This is a genomic window from Rhodoblastus acidophilus (assembly GCF_025961575.1).
GTDB lineage: Bacteria > Pseudomonadota > Alphaproteobacteria > Rhizobiales > Beijerinckiaceae > Rhodoblastus > Rhodoblastus acidophilus_C.
Genome location: NZ_JAOQNX010000028.1, coordinates 24,568 through 42,014, shown reverse-complemented (window position 1 = coordinate 42,014; position 17,447 = coordinate 24,568). Strand labels below are relative to the sequence as shown.

Annotated in this window: 13 protein-coding genes; 12 read left to right on the top strand and 1 reads right to left on the bottom strand. The window is 64.8% G+C overall.

All coding sequences use genetic code 11. From position 1 onward, the window contains the following. Positions 1 to 39 precede the first annotated feature (39 nt). The 10 genes from hemC (at position 40) to M2320_RS18015 (ending at position 12,715) form a co-directional block, all read left to right on the top strand. Positions 40 to 960 (top strand): hydroxymethylbilane synthase, encoded by a 921-nt coding sequence (hemC, locus tag M2320_RS18060; protein ID WP_184426622.1) that lies wholly within the window; start codon positions 40 to 42, stop codon positions 958 to 960. A 3-nt stretch (positions 961 to 963) separates the two neighbouring features. Next, positions 964 to 1,632 (top strand): uroporphyrinogen-III synthase, encoded by a 669-nt coding sequence (locus M2320_RS18055; protein WP_264598467.1) that lies wholly within the window; start codon positions 964 to 966, stop codon positions 1,630 to 1,632. A 22-nt stretch (positions 1,633 to 1,654) separates the two neighbouring features. Then, positions 1,655 to 2,104, top strand: coding sequence for a DUF2147 domain-containing protein (locus tag M2320_RS18050; protein WP_264598466.1), 450 nt, complete (start codon positions 1,655 to 1,657; stop codon positions 2,102 to 2,104). Between the two features lie 167 nt (positions 2,105 to 2,271). Further along, positions 2,272 to 5,076 carry a preprotein translocase subunit SecA gene (secA, locus tag M2320_RS18045; RefSeq protein WP_264598465.1) on the top strand — a complete coding sequence of 935 codons (2,805 nt, stop codon included), beginning with the start codon at positions 2,272 to 2,274 and terminating at the stop codon, positions 5,074 to 5,076. Between the two features lie 224 nt (positions 5,077 to 5,300). After that, positions 5,301 to 7,514, top strand: a complete 2,214-nt coding sequence (locus M2320_RS18040) for a primosomal protein N' (RefSeq protein ID WP_264598464.1) — start codon at positions 5,301 to 5,303, stop codon at positions 7,512 to 7,514. Between the two features lie 214 nt (positions 7,515 to 7,728). After that, positions 7,729 to 8,301 (top strand): F0F1 ATP synthase subunit delta, encoded by a 573-nt coding sequence (locus M2320_RS18035; protein ID WP_184426614.1) that lies wholly within the window; start codon positions 7,729 to 7,731, stop codon positions 8,299 to 8,301. Continuing rightward, on the top strand, positions 8,301 to 9,830 hold the full coding sequence (atpA, locus tag M2320_RS18030) for a F0F1 ATP synthase subunit alpha (protein WP_184426612.1): 1,530 nt from the start codon (positions 8,301 to 8,303) through the stop codon (positions 9,828 to 9,830). The genes M2320_RS18035 and atpA overlap by 1 nt, the downstream gene beginning before the upstream one ends. A gap of 89 nt (positions 9,831 to 9,919) precedes the next feature. Then, a complete protein-coding gene (locus tag M2320_RS18025; protein ID WP_184426610.1) occupies positions 9,920 to 10,783 on the top strand; it encodes a F0F1 ATP synthase subunit gamma in 864 nt (287 codons plus the stop codon). Positions 10,784 to 10,810: 27 nt separating this feature from the next. After that, positions 10,811 to 12,250, top strand: coding sequence for a F0F1 ATP synthase subunit beta (gene atpD, locus M2320_RS18020; RefSeq protein ID WP_184426608.1), 1,440 nt, complete (start codon positions 10,811 to 10,813; stop codon positions 12,248 to 12,250). Positions 12,251 to 12,313: 63 nt separating this feature from the next. Beyond that, positions 12,314 to 12,715, top strand: coding sequence for a F0F1 ATP synthase subunit epsilon (locus M2320_RS18015; RefSeq protein ID WP_184426606.1), 402 nt, complete (start codon positions 12,314 to 12,316; stop codon positions 12,713 to 12,715). 187 nt (positions 12,716 to 12,902) lie between these two features. Here the strand turns inward: M2320_RS18015 and ubiG are convergent, their stop codons facing one another. Then, a complete protein-coding gene (gene ubiG, locus M2320_RS18010) occupies positions 12,903 to 13,664 on the bottom strand; it encodes a bifunctional 2-polyprenyl-6-hydroxyphenol methylase/3-demethylubiquinol 3-O-methyltransferase UbiG (RefSeq protein WP_264598463.1) in 762 nt (253 codons plus the stop codon). A 102-nt stretch (positions 13,665 to 13,766) separates the two neighbouring features. Between ubiG and M2320_RS18005 the strand changes: the two genes are divergently transcribed. Both M2320_RS18005 and ptsP read left to right on the top strand, forming a co-directional pair. Beyond that, positions 13,767 to 15,002 carry an aspartate kinase gene (locus tag M2320_RS18005; protein ID WP_264598462.1) on the top strand — a complete coding sequence of 412 codons (1,236 nt, stop codon included), beginning with the start codon at positions 13,767 to 13,769 and terminating at the stop codon, positions 15,000 to 15,002. 166 nt (positions 15,003 to 15,168) lie between these two features. Continuing rightward, the gene (gene ptsP / locus M2320_RS18000; protein ID WP_184426600.1) at positions 15,169 to 17,433 is read left to right on the top strand and encodes a phosphoenolpyruvate--protein phosphotransferase; all 2,265 of its coding nucleotides are present in this window, start codon (positions 15,169 to 15,171) and stop codon (positions 17,431 to 17,433) included. Positions 17,434 to 17,447: the final 14 nt, after the last annotated feature.

The following is a 17,447-nucleotide window of genomic DNA, read 5'->3' as shown; positions in this document are numbered from 1 at the left end:
AGAAAAGAAAACCGCAAACAACCTTTCTGGAGTTTCGTCTTGACCGTCCGGCTTAAAATTGGGACGCGCGGCAGCCCTCTGGCCCTTGCGCAGGCCTACGAAACCCGCCGGCGTCTCGCCGCGCATTTCAAGACCTCGGAAGACGCGTTCGAAATCTGCATCATCAAGGTGATGGGAGACGAAATCCTTGATCGCGCCCTGAGCGAGGCCGGCGGCAAGGGTTTGTTCACCCGCGAACTCGACCAGGCCCAGCTTGACGGCCAGGTCGACATTTGCGTGCATTCCGCCAAGGATCTGCCGACCCTGCTGCCCGAGGGCCTGATCGTCGCCGGCTATCTGCCGCGCGAAGACGTCCGCGACGCCTTCATCGGCGGCGCCGCTCCCACGCTGATGGAACTGCCGCAAGGCGCCCGCGTCGGCTCGGCCTCGCTGCGCCGTCAGGCGATGATTCGGCGCTTACGCCCTGATTTGCAGATCGAGCTGTTGCGCGGAAATGTCCAGACCCGTCTGAACAAGGTCGCCAGCGGCGAATTCGCCGCCACCCTGCTGGCGCTCGCCGGCCTGCGCCGCCTCGGCCTCGCCGACAAGGTGACCTCGGTTCTGACGCTCGACGAATTCCCGCCGGCTTGCGGCCAGGGCGCCATCGCCATCACGGCGCGTCCCCAGGACAAGCAGCTCCTGGAAGACATTGCGGCGATCTGCGATCCCGCGACCGGCTATGCGCTGAACGCCGAGCGCGCCTTCCTGCATGTGCTCGACGGCTCCTGCCGCACGCCCATCGCCGGCCACGCCACCGTCTCCGGCGACCAGCTCAAATTCTACGGCCTGGTGCTGCGCAAGGACGGCTCCGAATCCTACGACGCCCGCGTCGAAGGCCCGGTCGCCAACGCCGCCGCCCTCGGCGAGGAAGCGGCCCGGAAAATCCTGGCCGCCGCGCCGAGCGACATTCTGGCGTTCTGAGCCATGCGCCTGCTGGTGACGCGCCCCGTTGACGAGGCGGAGCGCACCGCCGGCCGGCTGTCGGCTCTCGGCCATGAGGCGCTGGTCGCGCCGGTGATGGAGGTCGCGCCGACCGGCGCGGCGCTCCCTAACGGTCCCTTCGATCTTGTGATCGCGACCAGCGCCCGCGCGCTGCAAAATGGCGCGCCCCTCGCTGCGCCTCTGGCCTGCGTCGGCGAAAAGACCGCCGCGGCCGGCCGCAAGGCCGGCTTTGCGGTCGCCGCGGTCGCGCCCGATGCGGAACGGCTCGCCGATCTGCTGCTCAAGGAGCCGGGGACAAAAAAAATCCTCTATCTCGCCGGGCGCGAACGTCGGGCGGACCTCGAATCCCGCCTGGGCGAGGCCGGTTGGCGCGTCGAGCTCGTCGAGGTCTATGCGGCCCGCCCCGTCGCCGCCTGGCCCAAAAAAATCGTCGATGCGCTCGCGGCCGGCGAGGTCGACGGCGTGCTGCATTATTCGCCGCGCAGCGCCGGCCTGGCGCTGCCGCTGATGGGCGAGGCGCGCGGGCGCCTGAAACACTTCTGCCTGTCGCCGGCGGTGGCGCTGGCCTGCGCGGAAATTCCGGCCGAAAAAGTCTTCGTCGCTTCTCAACCGACGGAAGACTCTTTATTGAGCCTGCTCAAGGGGCTCTAGGCCTCGAAGGAACCAATAACAAATGAGACTCCTGGCGGCTTCGGTCCTCGCCATGCTTGTTCTGCCCGCCGCCGCGGCCGAGACGCAGCCGGCCGCGATCGGCCTGTGGCGCGTCGCCGACGGCTCCGCGACCATCCGCATCAAGCGTTGCGATGAGGCTTTGTGCGGTTTCGTCGCCTCGGCTCCGGCGCCTGAGCCGGGCGCCGCCTCCGCCATCGGCCAAAAAATCCTCATCGACATGCGCCAGGACGGTCCCATCTGGCGCGGCGCCATTTTCAATCTCGACGACGGCCAGATCTATACCGGCGAGATCGCGGTCGAGGGCGACCTTCTCAAGGTCAAGGGCTGTCTGCCCGCCGGTATTTGCGGCGGCGAGACCTGGCGGCGCGAGCCGGACGAACCGGAACCCGCGCCCGAGCCTCAGCCGAAGCCCAAGACCAAGAAGAAAGCGCATAAACCGCCGCCGCGTTGACAAGGCGCCGCCCCCCTCTTAAGTCTTCGCCGCTTCGCGCGCGGAAAGCGCAAAATGGTGTTTGGATTGCGTCGGCTTGTCACAGAACGCCTGACGCTCCTTGTGCTATGCAACAACGCCTCCCACATCTGGGCGGCGCGACAGTCGTCGATTGAAGGGTCGTTGGAATGTTCGGAAGCCTTGCAAAAAAAATCTTCGGCACCGCCAACGATCGCCGCCTGAAGAGCTACAAGCCCCGCGTCGCCGCGATCAACGCGCTGGAGCCGGAAGTCGCGGCTTTGTCCGACGAGGCGCTTCGCGCCCGCACCGACGAATTCCGCGCGCAGCTCGCCAAGGGCGCCAAACTGGACGATCTGCTGGTTCCCGCTTTCGCCACCGTGCGCGAGGCCGCCAAGCGGTCGCTGGGCCTGCGCCATTTCGATGTGCAGCTGATCGGCGGCATGGTGCTGCATGAAGGCGCCATCGCCGAGATGAAGACCGGCGAAGGCAAGACGCTGGTCGCGACGCTCGCCTGCTATCTCAATGCGCTCGCCGGCAAGGGCGTGCATGTCGTCACCGTCAACGACTATCTCGCCCGCCGCGACGCCGAGAATATGGGCCGCGTCTACAGCTTTTTGGGCATGACCACCGGCGTCATCGTCCACGGTCTCGACGACAGCGAGCGCGCCCGGGCTTACGCCGCCGACATCACCTATGGCACGAACAACGAGTTCGGCTTCGACTATCTGCGCGACAACATGAAATATGAGCTGAACCACATGGTTCAGCGCGGCCACGCCTTCGCCATCGTCGACGAGGTCGATTCGATCCTGGTCGACGAGGCGCGTACGCCGCTGATCATCTCCGGCCCGTCCGACGACAAGTCCGACCTCTATGTCGCCATCGACAAGCTGATCCCGCATCTGGTCGCCGGCGATTTCGATCTCGACGAGAAGCAGCGCAACGTGTCGCTGACCGAGCAGGGCAACGAGCGCGTCGAGGAGCTGTTGCGCGAGCATGGCCTGCTCACCGAGGGCTCGCTCTACGAATCCGCCAATGTGACGCTCGTCCATCACGTCAATCAGGCTTTGCGCGCCCATAAGCTTTATGCGCGCGACAAGGATTACATCGTCCGCAATGGCGAGGTCGTCATCATCGACGAATTCACCGGCCGCATGATGCCGGGCCGTCGCTATTCGGAAGGCCAGCACCAGGCGCTGGAAGCCAAGGAAAACGTGCAGGTCCAGCCGGAAAACGTCACGCTGGCGACCATCACCTTCCAGAACTATTTCCGCCTCTATGGCAAGCTCGCGGGCATGACCGGCACCGCCGCGACCGAGGCCAACGAATTCGCCGAAATCTACCGGCTGGACGTGGTGGAAATCCCCACCAACATGCCGATGGTCCGCATCGACGCCGACGACGAGGTCTATCGCACCAGCGAGGAAAAGCTCAACGCCATCCTCGCCGAAATCGAGGAGGCCACCGCAAAGGCGCAGCCGCTGCTGGTCGGCACCACCTCGATCGAAAAGTCCGAACAGCTCGCCGACCTCTTGAAGTCGCGCGGCTACAAGCAGATCGATTTCGGCGCGCCCGGCGCGCTCGACAAGCTCTATGCTTCGGCGCGTTCCGGCAAACCCTCGAAGAATTTCGCGGTTCTTAACGCCCGCTTCCATGAGCAGGAAGCCTATGTGGTCGCCGAGGCCGGCGTGCCCGGCGCCATCACCGTCGCCACCAATATGGCGGGCCGCGGCACCGACATTCAGCTTGGCGGCAATGTCGACATGCGCCTGCGCCAGGAATGCGAGGGGCTCGAGGGCGAGGCCCGCGCCGCCAAGGAAAAGGCGATCCGCGCCGAAGTCTCGGAATTCAAGCGCAAGGCGCTGGAGGCCGGCGGCCTCTACATCATCGGCACCGAGCGCCACGAAAGCCGCCGCATCGACAACCAGCTGCGCGGCCGTTCGGGACGCCAGGGCGATCCCGGCAAATCCAAATTCTTCCTGTCGCTGCAGGACGACCTGATGCGCATCTTCGGCTCCGACCGCATGGACAGCATGCTGGTCAAGCTCGGGCTGAAGGAAGGCGAGGCGATCATCCACCCCTGGATCAACAAGGCGCTGGAAAAGGCGCAGCAGAAGGTGGAAGCGCGCAATTTCGACATGCGCAAGAACGTGTTGAAATTCGACAATGTGATGAACGACCAGCGCAAGGTGGTGTTCGAACAGCGTCGCGACATGATGGCCCAGGAATCCATCGCCGACGTGATCACCGAAATGCGCCATGGCGTGGTCGACGATCTCGTCTCCTCCAACGTGCCGCATGACGCCTATCCCGAGGCCTGGAACATCGCCGGTCTCGACGAGGGCGTGAAGGCGCAGCTCAATCTGGAGCTGCCGCTCGCCGACTGGTCCAAGGAAGAGGGCATTGCCGACGAGGAATTGCGCGAGCGCATCGAAAAGGCGGCGGACGAGTCCTATGAGGCGCGCGAGCAGCGCAACTCGCCCGAGATCATGCGCTATGTCGAGAAGCAGATCCTGTTGCAGACCCTCGACCATTTGTGGCGCGAGCATCTGGTCGTGCTCGACCATTTGCGCCAGGTGATCGGCTGGCGCGGCATGGCGCAGCGCGATCCGCTCAACGAATACAAGTCGGAAGCGTTCGAACTGTTCGACGCCCTGATCACGCGGCTGCGCGAGGTCACGACGGCGCAATTGATGCGCGTGGAAGTGTCGGTGGAGCCGCCGTCCATGCCGTCGCCGCCGCCGATGTTCGGCTCGCATGTCGATCCGGCGACCGGCGAGGACGAGGAGGCGCTTTCGCGCATCAATGCGGCGATCGCCGCCGGCGAATTCACGCCGGTCCCGCTGACCGGCGAAGACGCGGCGCCGCGCGATCCGAACAATCCGGAAAGCTGGGGCCGGGTCGGCCGAAACGAACAATGCCCCTGCGGCTCCGGCAAGAAGTACAAGCACTGCCACGGCGCCACCGCCTGATCTGAGTCGGCGGTTAGGATCACGTCTGCGGCGCGCCCTTCTCCCATAGCCCGTCGAAAGACGGGCGTCCCTTTGGACGCCCTATGGCGGGAGAAGGTGGCCCCGAAGGGGTCGGATGAGGGGTTCTTCCCGAAACGATAGGATGTTGCGCGGTGACGAACGCCCCCTCATCCGTCTCGCGGTCTGACGACCGCGAGCCACCTTCTCCCGCAAGGGGAGAAGGGATGGCGCCGACAATCGCCGAAGTCCTGGTCCCCGTCGCGGTCGACCAAACCTATTCCTATGCGATCCCGCCGGGTCTCGCCTTGTCATCAGGCGAATTCGTCGAAGTCCCACTCGGCGCCCGCAAAACCTACGGCGTCGTCTGGGCCGTTCGCCCTGGCGGCGCCGCCAATCTCAAGCCCATCGAAGCGCGGCTGGATTTTCCGCCGCTCCCGCAAAAACTCCGCGATTTCCTCGACTGGGTGGCCGCCTGGTCGCTGGCGCCGCGCGGCATGGTGCTGCGCATGTCGACCCATGCGGCGGTCGAGGCCGGGCCTGAGCCGTTGCGCATCGGCCTGCGCGCCACCGGGGTGCCGCCCAAGCGTCTGACGGAAGCGCGGGGGCGGGCGCTGGCGGCGCTGCCCGCCGAGACGGCGCTGACCAAGGCGGAGCTGGCGCGCGTCGCCGGCGTGTCGCCGAGCGTGATCGACGCCCTGATCGACGATGGCGCGCTTCAACCCGTGGCGCTCGGGCCCGAGCCCGCCGCCCACGCCCCGGACCCGGACTTCTGCCGCGCGCGCCTCTCCGAAGATCAGGCCAAGGCCGCGGCCGCCTTGCGCGAGGCGGCGGGTCGAAAAGAATTCAAGCCGATCTTGCTGGAGGGCGTGACCGGTTCGGGCAAAACGGAAGTCTATTTCGAGGCGGTCGCCGAGGTTTTGGCGGGCGGCGGGCAGGTGTTGATCCTGATGCCCGAGATCGCGCTGACTTCGCAGTTCCGCGATCGCTTTTCCCAACGTTTTGGCGCCGCCCCCGCCGAATGGCATTCGGAACTGACGCCGCGCCGCCGCGCCCGCGTCTGGCGCGGCGCTGCGGACGGCGAGGTCCGGGTCGTCGCCGGGGCGCGTTCGGCCCTGTTCCTGCCCTTCCAAGATCTGCGGCTGATCGTGGTCGATGAGGAGCACGAAGCCGCCTACAAGCAGGAAGAAGGCGTAATCTATCACGCCCGCGACATGGCGGTGGTGCGCGCGCGAAACGAGGGCTGCGCTGTCGTGCTGGCCTCAGCGACCCCGTCGATTGAAACGCGCGAAAACGCCCGGCAGGGGCGCTACGGTTCTTTGCGTCTGCAAAGCCGGTTTGCCGGCCGGCTGATGCCGGCGATCAAGGCCATCGACTTGCGCGCGAACGCGGCGTCGCGCGGAAAATGGGTGTCGCCGCCGCTGGTCGAGGCGCTCAAGCGCAATCTCGAGAGGGGCGAGCAATCGCTGCTGTTCCTCAACCGCCGCGGCTATGCGCCGCTCACATTGTGCCGCGCCTGCGGCCACAAGTTCGAATGCCCCAATTGTTCGGCCTGGCTGGTCGAGCATCGTTTTCGTCGCGCCCTGGTCTGCCATCATTGCGGCCATGTCGAGCGCCGCCCCGACATTTGCCCCGCTTGCTCCGAGGCTGACACGCTGTCGGCCTGTGGGCCGGGCGTCGAGCGGCTGGCGGAGGAGGCGGCCGAGATTTTGCCCGACGCGCGATTGCTTGTCCTGTCCTCCGACATGCCCGGCGGAACCGAAAGGATGCGCGCGGAATTGCAGGCGATCGCCGACCACAAGGTCGATCTGGTGATCGGCACCCAGCTCGTCGCCAAGGGCCACAATTTTCCCCACCTCACCCTGGTCGGCGTGGTCGACGCCGATATTGGTCTGTCCAACGGCGACCCGCGCGCGGCGGAGCGCACGTTCCAGCTGCTCAACCAGGTCGCCGGACGCGCCGGTCGCGGCGAGAAGCCGGGCGCGGCGCTGCTCCAGACCTATCAGCCCGACCATCCCGTGCTGCGCGCGTTGCTGTCGGGGGATTTCGAGCGTTTTTACGCCGAGGAAACACAGGCGCGGCGTATCGCGCGCCTGCCGCCGTTCGGCCGGCTCGCCGGGGTGATCGTCTCCGGCTCCGACCGCAACGCCGCCGAACTTTTCGCCCGCGCGCTCGCCCGCGCCGCCGCGCTTCCGCCGGAAAATCGCGCCTGGCGCGTGGCGCCGCCCGGCGCCCTTCCTGGAGAGGACGACATCGCCGTTTTCGGCCCCGTCGAGGCGCCGATCGCCATGGTTCGCGGCAGATATCGCTTCCGTCTGCTGATCAAAGCGCCACGCAAGGCGAATATTCAGGCGTTCCTGCGCGCCATGCGCGCAAATGCGCCAAAGCCCACCAAAGACTTGAAGATCAGCATCGACGTCGACCCCCAAAACTTTCTCTGACTTTGCGTGTCCTCATTTGGTAGCAGGGCGTGATTTCGCAGGCTCTCCATGGGTTGCGCCGCCCGGCGCCCTATGTTACGTGAACGCCGCCTTTCGGTTGGAGCGCCTCGGCTGATCCAACCGTCTCCAGACAGTCCTGCCCGGATCAAAGCTTGGCTTGAGCGCCAGACATTCCACGGGCATGCGTCAGACTTAATATAGGGGGCCTTTCCGCGTGGCTGAAGTCGAAGACTCCGTTAATCCGACATCTGGCGTTGCGGAACGCTATGCCCAGGCCCTGTTCTCGCTGGCTCAGGAAAAGAACGTCACCGAAGCCGTCGCCGAAGCGCTCGGCAATTTCGGCGCGATGATCGAGCAGTCGCCTGATCTGAAGCGTTTCGTCGCCAGCCCGGTGTTCTCCGCCGAAGAGCAGCTCAAGGCGATCACCGCTCTGCTTGGCCAGTGCGGCTTTGGCGACATCACCGCCAATTTCATCAAGCTCGTGGCCTCCAAGCGCCGCCTGTTCGTCCTGCCCGACATGATTCGCGCCTATACTGCGCTGAACGACAAGGCCAAGGGCGTCGCCCGCGCCGAGGTCGTGGTCGCGGCTCCGCTTTCGTCCGATCATTCCGCCGCGCTCGATTCCGCGCTGCGTCAGGTGTCGGGCGGTCAGACCGTTAAGGTCAACGTCAAGGTCGATCCCTCGATCATTGGCGGCATCGTCGTCAAGCTCGGTTCGCGCATGGTCGATGCCTCGCTCAAAACCAAGCTCAATTCGCTCCGCACACGTATGAAAGAGGTCGGCTGATGGATATCCGCGCCGCAGAAATCTCTGCGATTCTCAAGAACGAGATCGCGAATTTCGGGAATGAAGCCCAGATCACCGAAGTCGGCCAGGTTCTGTCCGTCGGCGACGGCATCGCCCGCGTCTATGGTCTCGACAACGTCCAGGCGGGCGAAATGGTCGAGTTCGAGAACGGCATCCGCGGCATGGCGCTGAACCTCGAAGCCGACAATGTCGGCGTCGTGATCTTCGGTTCCGACCGCGACATCAAGGAAGGCCAGACCGTCAAGCGCACCGGCGCCATCGTCGACGTCCCCGTCGGCAAGGGCCTTTTGGGACGCGTTGTCGACGCTCTGGGCAATCCCATCGACGGCAAGGGTCCGATCGTCGCCGACAAGCGCGCCCGCGTCGACGTCAAGGCTCCCGGCATCATTCCGCGCAAGTCGGTGCATGAGCCGATGGCGACCGGCCTCAAGGCCATCGACGCCCTGATCCCGATCGGCCGCGGCCAGCGCGAGCTGATCATCGGCGACCGTCAGACCGGCAAGACCGCCGTCGCCCTCGACGCCATTCTGAACCAGAAGCCGCTGAACCAGGGCACCGACGAAAGCGCCAAGCTGTACTGCGTCTATGTCGCCGTCGGCCAGAAGCGCTCCACCGTCGCCCAGTTCGTGAAGGTGCTGGAAGAGCAGGGCGCGCTCGAATATTCGATCGTCGTCGCCGCCACCGCCTCCGACCCGGCCCCGATGCAGTTCCTGGCGCCGTTCGCCGGCGCCGCCATGGGCGAGTTCTTCCGCGACAATGGCATGCACTCGCTGATCGTCTATGACGATCTGACCAAGCAGGCCGTCGCCTACCGTCAGATGTCGCTGCTGCTGCGTCGTCCTCCGGGCCGCGAAGCTTATCCGGGCGACGTGTTCTATCTGCACAGCCGCCTGCTGGAGCGCGCCGCCAAGCTCAACGACGCCAATGGCGCGGGCTCGATGACCGCTCTGCCGGTGATCGAAACCCAGGCCAACGACGTGTCGGCCTATATCCCGACCAACGTGATCTCGATCACCGACGGCCAGATCTTCCTCGAAACCGATCTGTTCTACCAGGGCATCCGCCCGGCGGTGAACGTCGGCCTCTCCGTGTCGCGCGTCGGTTCGTCGGCGCAGACCAAGGCGATGAAGAAAGTGGCCGGCAAGATCAAGGGCGAGCTCGCCCAGTATCGCGAAATGGCCGCCTTCGCCCAGTTTGGCTCGGACCTCGACGCCACCACCCAGCGCCTGCTCAACCGCGGCGCGCGCCTGACGGAGCTTCTGAAGCAGCCGCAATTCGCGCCGCTGAAGATGGAAGAGCAGGTTTCGGTGATCTACGCCGGCGTCAACGGCTATCTCGACGGCCTGCCGGTCGCGCGCATCAAGGCTTATGAGGAGGGTCTCCTCAACCTGCTGCGCACCAGCCATGCCGAGATCCTGGAAGCGATCCGCTCCTCCAAGGACCTCAAGGACGACGTCGCCGACAAGCTGAAGGCGGTCGTCGAAGGCTACACCAAGTCCTTCGCCTAATCCGAACCGGACCCGTCGTTTCGGCGACGGGTCCGCTCCCATTAAAGCTCCGGCCTAAAAATCGCGAGCGGCTTTCGAGCGGATGAACCATGCCCTCGTTGAAGGATCTTCGTAACCGCATCGCTTCCGTGAAGGCGACGCAGAAAATCACCAAGGCCATGCAAATGGTCGCCGCGGCGAAGCTGCGCCGCGCGCAGACGGCCGCGGAAGCTGCTCGCCCCTATGCCGAACGCATGGAGACGGTGCTGGCCAATCTCGCTTCCGGCATTTCCGGCGGCGGGCCGGCCCTGCTTTCGGGCAATGGCAAGAGCGAGACGCATCTTCTCATCGTCGCCACCGCCGAGCGCGGCCTGTGCGGCGGCTTCAACTCCTCGATCGTCCGCCTTGCGCGCGAACGCATCACGGCGTTGCAGGCCGAGGGCAAGACGGTCAAAATCCTCTGCATCGGCAAGAAGGGTTATGAGCAGCTCAAGCGCCAGTATGAAAAGCTGATCGTTGAGGTCATCGACCTGCGTTCGGTGCGCCAGCTCGGCTTCGAAAACGCCGATCCCATCGGCAAGAAGATCATCGGCTGGTTCGAAGATGGCCAGTTCGATGTGGCGACCCTGTTCTATTCGAAATTCCGTTCGGTGATCGCGCAGATTCCGACCGCCCAGCAGCTCATTCCGGCCGATATCCAGGGCGGCGCGCCGCTGTCGGGCGCTTACGACTGCGAGCCCGGCGAGGACGAAATCCTCGAGGCGCTGCTGCCGCGCAACATTTCCGTGCAGATTTTCCGCGGTTTGCTGGAAAACGCCGCTTCGGAGCAGGGCGCTCGCATGAGCGCCATGGATAGCGCCACGCGCAACGCCGGCGAAATGATCAAGAAGCAGACGACGATCTACAACAGGTCGCGTCAGGCGATGATCACCAAGGAACTGATCGAAATCATCTCGGGCGCCGAAGCGCTCTGACCGTCATAAAGAATGTGAGGACGAGAAATGGCTAACCTGTCCAAGGGCCGCGTCACCCAGGTCATCGGCGCCGTCGTTGACGTGAAGTTCGACGGTCACCTGCCTGAAATCCTGAACGCGCTGGAAACCACCAACAATGGCGCCCGCCTCGTTCTCGAAGTGGCTCAGCACCTCGGTGAGAATTCCGTGCGCTGCATCGCCATGGACGTGTGCGAAGGCCTCGTGCGCGGTCAGGAAGTGACCGACACCGGCGCCCCGATCACGGTTCCGGTCGGCGACGCCTGCCTCGGCCGCATCATCAACGTCATCGGCTCCCCGGTCGACGAACTCGGCCCGGTCAACGCCGACAACAGCCGCGCCATTCACCAGCCGGCCCCGTCCTATGCGGAGCAGGCCACCGAAGCCCAGATCCTCGAGACCGGCATCAAGGTCGTCGACCTGCTCGCCCCCTACGCCAAGGGCGGCAAGATCGGCCTGTTCGGCGGCGCGGGCGTCGGCAAGACCGTGCTCATCATGGAGCTGATCAACAATATCGCCAAGGCGCACGGCGGTTATTCCGTGTTCGCCGGCGTCGGCGAGCGCACCCGCGAAGGCAACGACCTCTATCACGAAATGATCGAGTCGCGCGTCAACGTCGACCCGCATGAGAACAACGGCTCGGTCGCCGGCTCCAAATGCGCCCTGGTCTATGGCCAGATGAACGAGCCTCCGGGCGCCCGCGCCCGCGTCGCGCTCACCGGCCTGACCATTGCGGAAGACTTCCGCGACAAGGGCCAGGACGTGCTGTTCTTCGTCGACAACATCTTCCGCTTCACCCAGGCGGGTTCGGAAGTGTCGGCGCTGCTCGGCCGCATCCCCTCGGCGGTGGGCTATCAGCCGACGCTCGCCACCGACATGGGCGCGCTGCAGGAACGCATCACCACCACCACCAAGGGCTCGATCACTTCGGTGCAGGCGATTTACGTCCCGGCCGACGACTTGACCGACCCGGCGCCGGCCACCTCCTTCGCCCATTTGGACGCCACCACCGTGTTGTCGCGCTCCATCGCGGAAAAGGGCATTTATCCGGCGGTGGACCCGCTCGACTCGACCTCGCGCATGCTGTCGCCGGCCGTCGTCGGCGAGGAGCACTACGAAGTCGCCCGTAAGGTGCAGTCGACCCTCCAGCGCTACAAGTCGCTGCAGGACATCATCGCGATCCTGGGCATGGACGAGCTGTCTGAAGAGGACAAGCTGGTCGTGGCCCGCGCCCGCAAGATCGAGCGCTTCCTGTCGCAGCCCTTCCACGTCGCGGAAGTGTTCACGGGTTCGCCCGGCAAGCTGGTCTCGCTCTCCGACACCATCAAAGGCTTCAAGGGCCTGGTGAACGGCGACTACGACCACCTTCCGGAAGCCGCCTTCTACATGGTCGGCTCGATCGACGAAGCGGTCGAAAAGGCCCAGAAGCTGGCTGCGCAGGCCGCCTGATTTTTCGCCGACGGCCCGGCTTCCCGCCGGGCCGCTTGAATCTGCGCCGAGACGGAGAGTTTTATGGCGACATTTCACTTCGAGCTGGTTTCGCCGGAAAAGCTGCTTTATTCGGGCGAAGTCGAAGCCGTGGTCGTGCCCGGCATTGAAGGCCTGTTCACGGTGATGAAGGACCACGCGCCCGTCATGACCGTCCTCAAGGCCGGCGTCGTCGAGATCGACGAAGCGGCGAACAAGAAGACCAAGCTGTTTGTGCGCGGCGGTTTCGCCGACGTGGCCGCGGGCGGCCTGACCATCCTGGCCGAATCGGCCAAGCCGCTGGAAGAGCTGAACGCCGCCCAGCTGGCGCAGGAAATCCAGAACGCCGAGGAAGATTTCGCGGACGCCACCAGCGAAACCGCGAAGAAGCAGGCGTCGGAAAAGATCGATCAACTCAAGGAGCTCCAGGCCGCGCTCGCGGCGTGAAGGTCGGATGGTTGGTTGAAAGAATTGAGCGGCCCGCGAGGGCCGCTTTATTTTTGTTGAAGCGTGTCGGGACCGCCATGGTTTGAGACGGCGCTTTCAGCGCCTCTATTCAGTAGCCCTCATCCTGAGGAAGCCGCGCAGCGGCTGTCTCGAAGGACGAGGGCGGTCCACGCATCTCGCTTGCGCCTCAGACCGGCCGCTCCAGCGCGATCAGATAATTCACATCCGTGTCGCCGGACAGGCGCCAGTCGTCGAGCAGCGGATTGTACACCATTCCCGAGCGGTCGATTTCCTGCAGCCCGGCCTTCACCAGGGGACGCACGATCTCGCTCGGCGTCAAAAACTTGTTCCAGTCGTGGGTGCCGGGCTCCACCCAGCGCAAAAGATATTCGGCGCCGACGATCGCCAGCGCATAGCTTTTCAAAGTGCGGTTGAGGGTGGCGCCGACGAACAGGCCGCCGGGGCGCACCAGCGAGGCGGCGGCGGCTAAAAAGCTGCCGACGTCGGCGACATGCTCGAGCACCTCCATCCCGAGCACCACGTCATAAATTTCGCCAGCGGCCGCCAGCGATTCGACGGTCACCGGCCGATAGTCGATGTCGAGACCGCCCAGTTCCGCATGGCGGCGCGCCACATTGATATTTTCGTCGGCGGGATCGATGGCGGTCACGGTCGCGCCAAGCTTGGCCAGCGGTTCGGCGAGCAGCCCGCCGCCGCAGCCGCAATCGACGATTTTCAGGCCGGCGAGCGGTTTCTCGGAATTGCGCCGCCTCGGCTTGTCTCCGTCCGGAAAATGCGCGCACAAAAGGTTGCGCAAATAGCCGATGCGCACCGGGTTGAGCTTGTGCAGAGCCGCTTGCGGCCCCTTCAAATCCCACCATTGGTCGCCGAGGCGGGCGAAGCGGGCGAGTTCCTCGGGGTCGGTGCTGGCGGAGCGATTCTCGGACATTTTGATCTCGATTAGGCGGAAGCGCAGATTGACAGGCGCCGGGCGCGCCGTCATGTATAGCCGCCCCAAGGGCGAGGTCTACAGCGATTTAATCAGGGCATTATGGCGCGTCTGGTGATGAAGTTCGGCGGCACGTCCGTCGCCAATATCGAACGTATCCGCAATGTGGCGCGTCACGTCAAACGAGAGATCGAGGCCGGCTTCGATGTCGCCGTGGTCGTCTCCGCCATGTCCGGCAAGACCAACGAACTCGTCGGCTGGGTCAACGAATCCAACAAGCACTACGATCCCCGCGAATATGACGCCGTGGTCGCCTCGGGCGAACAGGTGACGTCCGGTCTGCTCGCCATCGTCCTGCAGGAAATGGGCATTCCGGCCCGCTCCTGGCAGGGCTGGCAGATTCCGATCGAAACCGACAACGCCCATGGCTCCGCGCGAATCGCGGGGATCGACGGTTCGAAACTGATCGAGGGCTTTGGCCGCAAGGAAGTCGCCGTGATCGCCGGTTTTCAGGGCGTCGATCCCGCCACCGGCCGCATCGCCACGCTGGGACGCGGCGGCTCCGACACCAGCGCGGTCGCCATCGCCGCCGCAATTAAGGCGGATCGCTGCGACATCTATACCGACGTCGACGGCGTTTACACGACCGACCCCCGCGTCGTGCCGAAGGCGCGCCGGCTCGACAAGGTGGCCTTCGAGGAAATGCTCGAAATGGCCTCGCTGGGCGCAAAAGTCTTGCAGGTGCGCTCGGTCGAAATGGCCATGGTCCATGGCGTCAAAACCTATGTGCGGTCGTCCTTCGACGATCCCGAAAACCCCCAGCTGGGCACGCTGATTTGCGACGAGGAGGATATTGTGGAGCAGCAGGTCGTGACCGGAATCGCCTTCTCGAAGGACGAGGCGCAGCTCACCTTGCGCAAGGTCGCCGACAAGCCTGGCGTCGCCGCGGCGGTGTTCAAGCCGCTGGCCGAAGCCAACATCAATGTCGACATGATCATCCAGGTCGTGTCCGACGACGCCGCCCACACCGACATCACCTTTACCGTCCCGGCCGCCGAATTCGAGCGCACCCGCGCCATTCTGGAAAAGGCCAAGGACGACATCGGCTACACCAGCCTGCAATCCTCGGGCGATGTGGTGAAAATTTCGGCGATTGGCGTCGGCATGCGCAGCCATGCCGGCGTCGCCGCCGCCGCTTTCCGCGCGCTCGCGGAAAAAAGCATCAATATTCGCGCGATCACCACCTCGGAGATCAAATTTTCCGTGTTGATCGACGCCGCTTACACCGAATTGGCGGTGCGCACGCTTCATTCGCTTTACGGCCTGGACAAGGCCTGAAGTTACAGACTTTCGGACCCTTGCGGTCCGGACTTTGCATCCTTATTGGTGGCGGGAAGGCGACGCAAGAATCGCCTTGATATTTGCCAAGGCGTTCGCGTCTTGGATAGGTGATAGGAACGTTATGAGGAGCGCGTTTTCCGCGCGTTCCAGACAGGACGGCACAATGCGCGGCGGTTTGGGCGGACCTCGTCTGCTTCTGCGCCGGCTTCGCGAGGTTATGGCGGAGCCGGTGAGCGCGCAGGCGCGCCTCGATCGCATCGTCATCCATATCGCCGCCAATATGGTGGCCGAAGTCTGCTCGGTCTATGTGCTGCGCTCCGACGGCAAGCTCGAGCTCTACGCCACCGAGGGTCTGAACCGCGAGGCGGTCCACCTCACCACCATGACAACAGGCGAAGGCCTGGTCGGCCTGATCGCGGAAAAAGCCGAGCCGCTCGCGCTCGCCGACGCCCAGGCCCATCCCGCCTTCAGCTACCGCCCGGAGACGGGCGAAGAGGTCTATCAAAGTTTCCTCGGCGTGCCGATCCTGCGCGGCGGCAATACGCTCGGCGTCCTCGTCGTGCAGAACCGGGCGCGGCGCACCTATTCGGAAGAGGAAGTCGAGGCGCTGCAGACCACGGCCATGCTGCTGGCCGAAATGATCGCCTCGGGCGAGCTGCAGTCGCTGGCCGCGCCCGGCCAGAGTCTGAGCCTGCAAAAGCCGATGGCGCTGGTGGGCTCGCCGCTCTCCGAAGGCGTCGGCCTCGGCCATGTCGTGCTGCATGAGCCGCGCATCATCGTCAAGCAACTGGTCGCCGAGAGTTTTGAAACCGAGAACGCCCGGCTCGACGCGGCGATCCAGGCCATGCGCGAGCAGATCGACGTGCTGATCGCGCGCGGCGACCGCTATGGCGCCGGCGAGCACCGCGACGTGCTCGAAACCGTGCGCATGTTCGCCAATGATCGCGGCTGGATGCGGCGGCTGCGCGAAGCCTTGGATTCCGGCCTGACGGCGGAAGCGGCGGTCGAGCGCGTCCAGAACGACGCCCGCGCCAAATTGCAGCGCCAGACCGATCCCTATTTGCGCGAGCGTCTGCACGATCTCGACGATCTCGCCAATCGCCTGCTGCAGCAGCTCACCGGCGTCACCCCGCCCCATGGCGGCGCGCTGCCCGACAACGCCATTCTCGTCGCCCGCAACATGGGGCCGGCCTCGCTGCTCGACTATGAGCGCGCCAATCTGCGCGGCCTGGTGCTGGAGGATGGCGGGCCGACCAGCCATGTCGCCATCATCGCCCGCGCGCTCGGCATTCCCGCCGTCGGCGAAGTGCCGAATGTCACCGACCTCGTCGAAACCGGCGACGCCATCATCGTCGACGGCGGCTCCGGCGAGGTGCAGCTGCGGCCGCCGCCGGATGTCGAAACCGCTTACGGCGAAAAAGCGCGGCTGCGGGCGCGGCGGCGCGAGCAATATCACAAGCTGCGCGATGTCCCCGCCGTCACCAAGGACGGGGTGGAGATCGGCCTGCACATGAATGCCGGCCTGCTGATCGACTGCCAGCACGCCGAAGAGGTGGGCGCGCAATCCATCGGCCTGTTCCGCACCGAATTGCAGTTCATGGTCGCGCCGAGCTTCCCGCGCCAGTCCCAGCAATATGCGCTCTATCGCAAAGTGTTGGATTCCGTGGGCAATATTCCCGTGACCTTCCGCACGCTGGACATCGGCTCGGACAAGGTCCTGCCCTATATGGCCAAGGTCGAGGAGGAGAATCCGGCGCTCGGCTGGCGCGCGATCCGCATCGGCCTCGACCGTCCTGGACTGCTGCGCATGCAGATCCGCGCCATGCTGCGCGCCGCCGAAGGCCGGATGCTGCGCATCATGTTCCCCATGGTGGCCAAAACCAGCGAATTCGTCGCCGCCCGCGACATTTGCGTGCGCGAGATGGAGTTCTTGCGCCGGCACGACTACAAGACGCCGAGCAACCTGCAACTGGGCGTCATGGTCGAGGTGCCCTCGCTGCTGTGGCAGCTCGACGAAATCTGCGAACTCGCCGATTTCCTCTCGGTCGGCTCCAACGACCTCACCCAATATTTGTTCGCGGCGGACCGCGACAACAAAAGGGTCTCCGCGCGCTTCGACGATCTCTCCGCCCCCAATCTGCGGGCGCTGAAATCCATCGTCGACGTCGCCTCCCGATACGAGAAACCCGTGACCCTGTGCGGCGAAATGGGTGGCAAGCCGCTCGAGGCGCTGGCTTTGGCGGCGATCGGTTTTCGCGGCCTGTCGATGACGCCCTCGTCGATCGGCCCGGTCAAGGCCGCGATCCGCGCCGTCGATCTCGGCGCGCTCAACGCGCTGCTGATGCCGATGATCGAACGGCTCGATCACAGTTTTTCCATTCGGCGGGAATTGCAGGCTTTTGCCGAAGCGCATTGCGTTCCGCTCTAGCGCGCATTAGCAAG

Coding starts and splice junctions, on each gene's coding strand:
- ubiG (WP_264598463.1), bottom strand. CDS start 13,664: ATGTCCGAGAATCGCTCCGCCAGCACCGACCCCGAGGAACTCGCCCGC.
- M2320_RS18050 (WP_264598466.1), top strand. CDS start 1,655: ATGAGACTCCTGGCGGCTTCGGTCCTCGCCATGCTTGTTCTGCCCGCC.
- atpD (WP_184426608.1), top strand. CDS start 10,811: ATGGCTAACCTGTCCAAGGGCCGCGTCACCCAGGTCATCGGCGCCGTC.
- M2320_RS18005 (WP_264598462.1), top strand. CDS start 13,767: ATGGCGCGTCTGGTGATGAAGTTCGGCGGCACGTCCGTCGCCAATATC.
- atpA (WP_184426612.1), top strand. CDS start 8,301: ATGGATATCCGCGCCGCAGAAATCTCTGCGATTCTCAAGAACGAGATC.
- M2320_RS18040 (WP_264598464.1), top strand. CDS start 5,301: ATGGCGCCGACAATCGCCGAAGTCCTGGTCCCCGTCGCGGTCGACCAA.
- secA (WP_264598465.1), top strand. CDS start 2,272: ATGTTCGGAAGCCTTGCAAAAAAAATCTTCGGCACCGCCAACGATCGC.
- ptsP (WP_184426600.1), top strand. CDS start 15,169: ATGCGCGGCGGTTTGGGCGGACCTCGTCTGCTTCTGCGCCGGCTTCGC.
- M2320_RS18015 (WP_184426606.1), top strand. CDS start 12,314: ATGGCGACATTTCACTTCGAGCTGGTTTCGCCGGAAAAGCTGCTTTAT.
- M2320_RS18025 (WP_184426610.1), top strand. CDS start 9,920: ATGCCCTCGTTGAAGGATCTTCGTAACCGCATCGCTTCCGTGAAGGCG.
- M2320_RS18055 (WP_264598467.1), top strand. CDS start 964: ATGCGCCTGCTGGTGACGCGCCCCGTTGACGAGGCGGAGCGCACCGCC.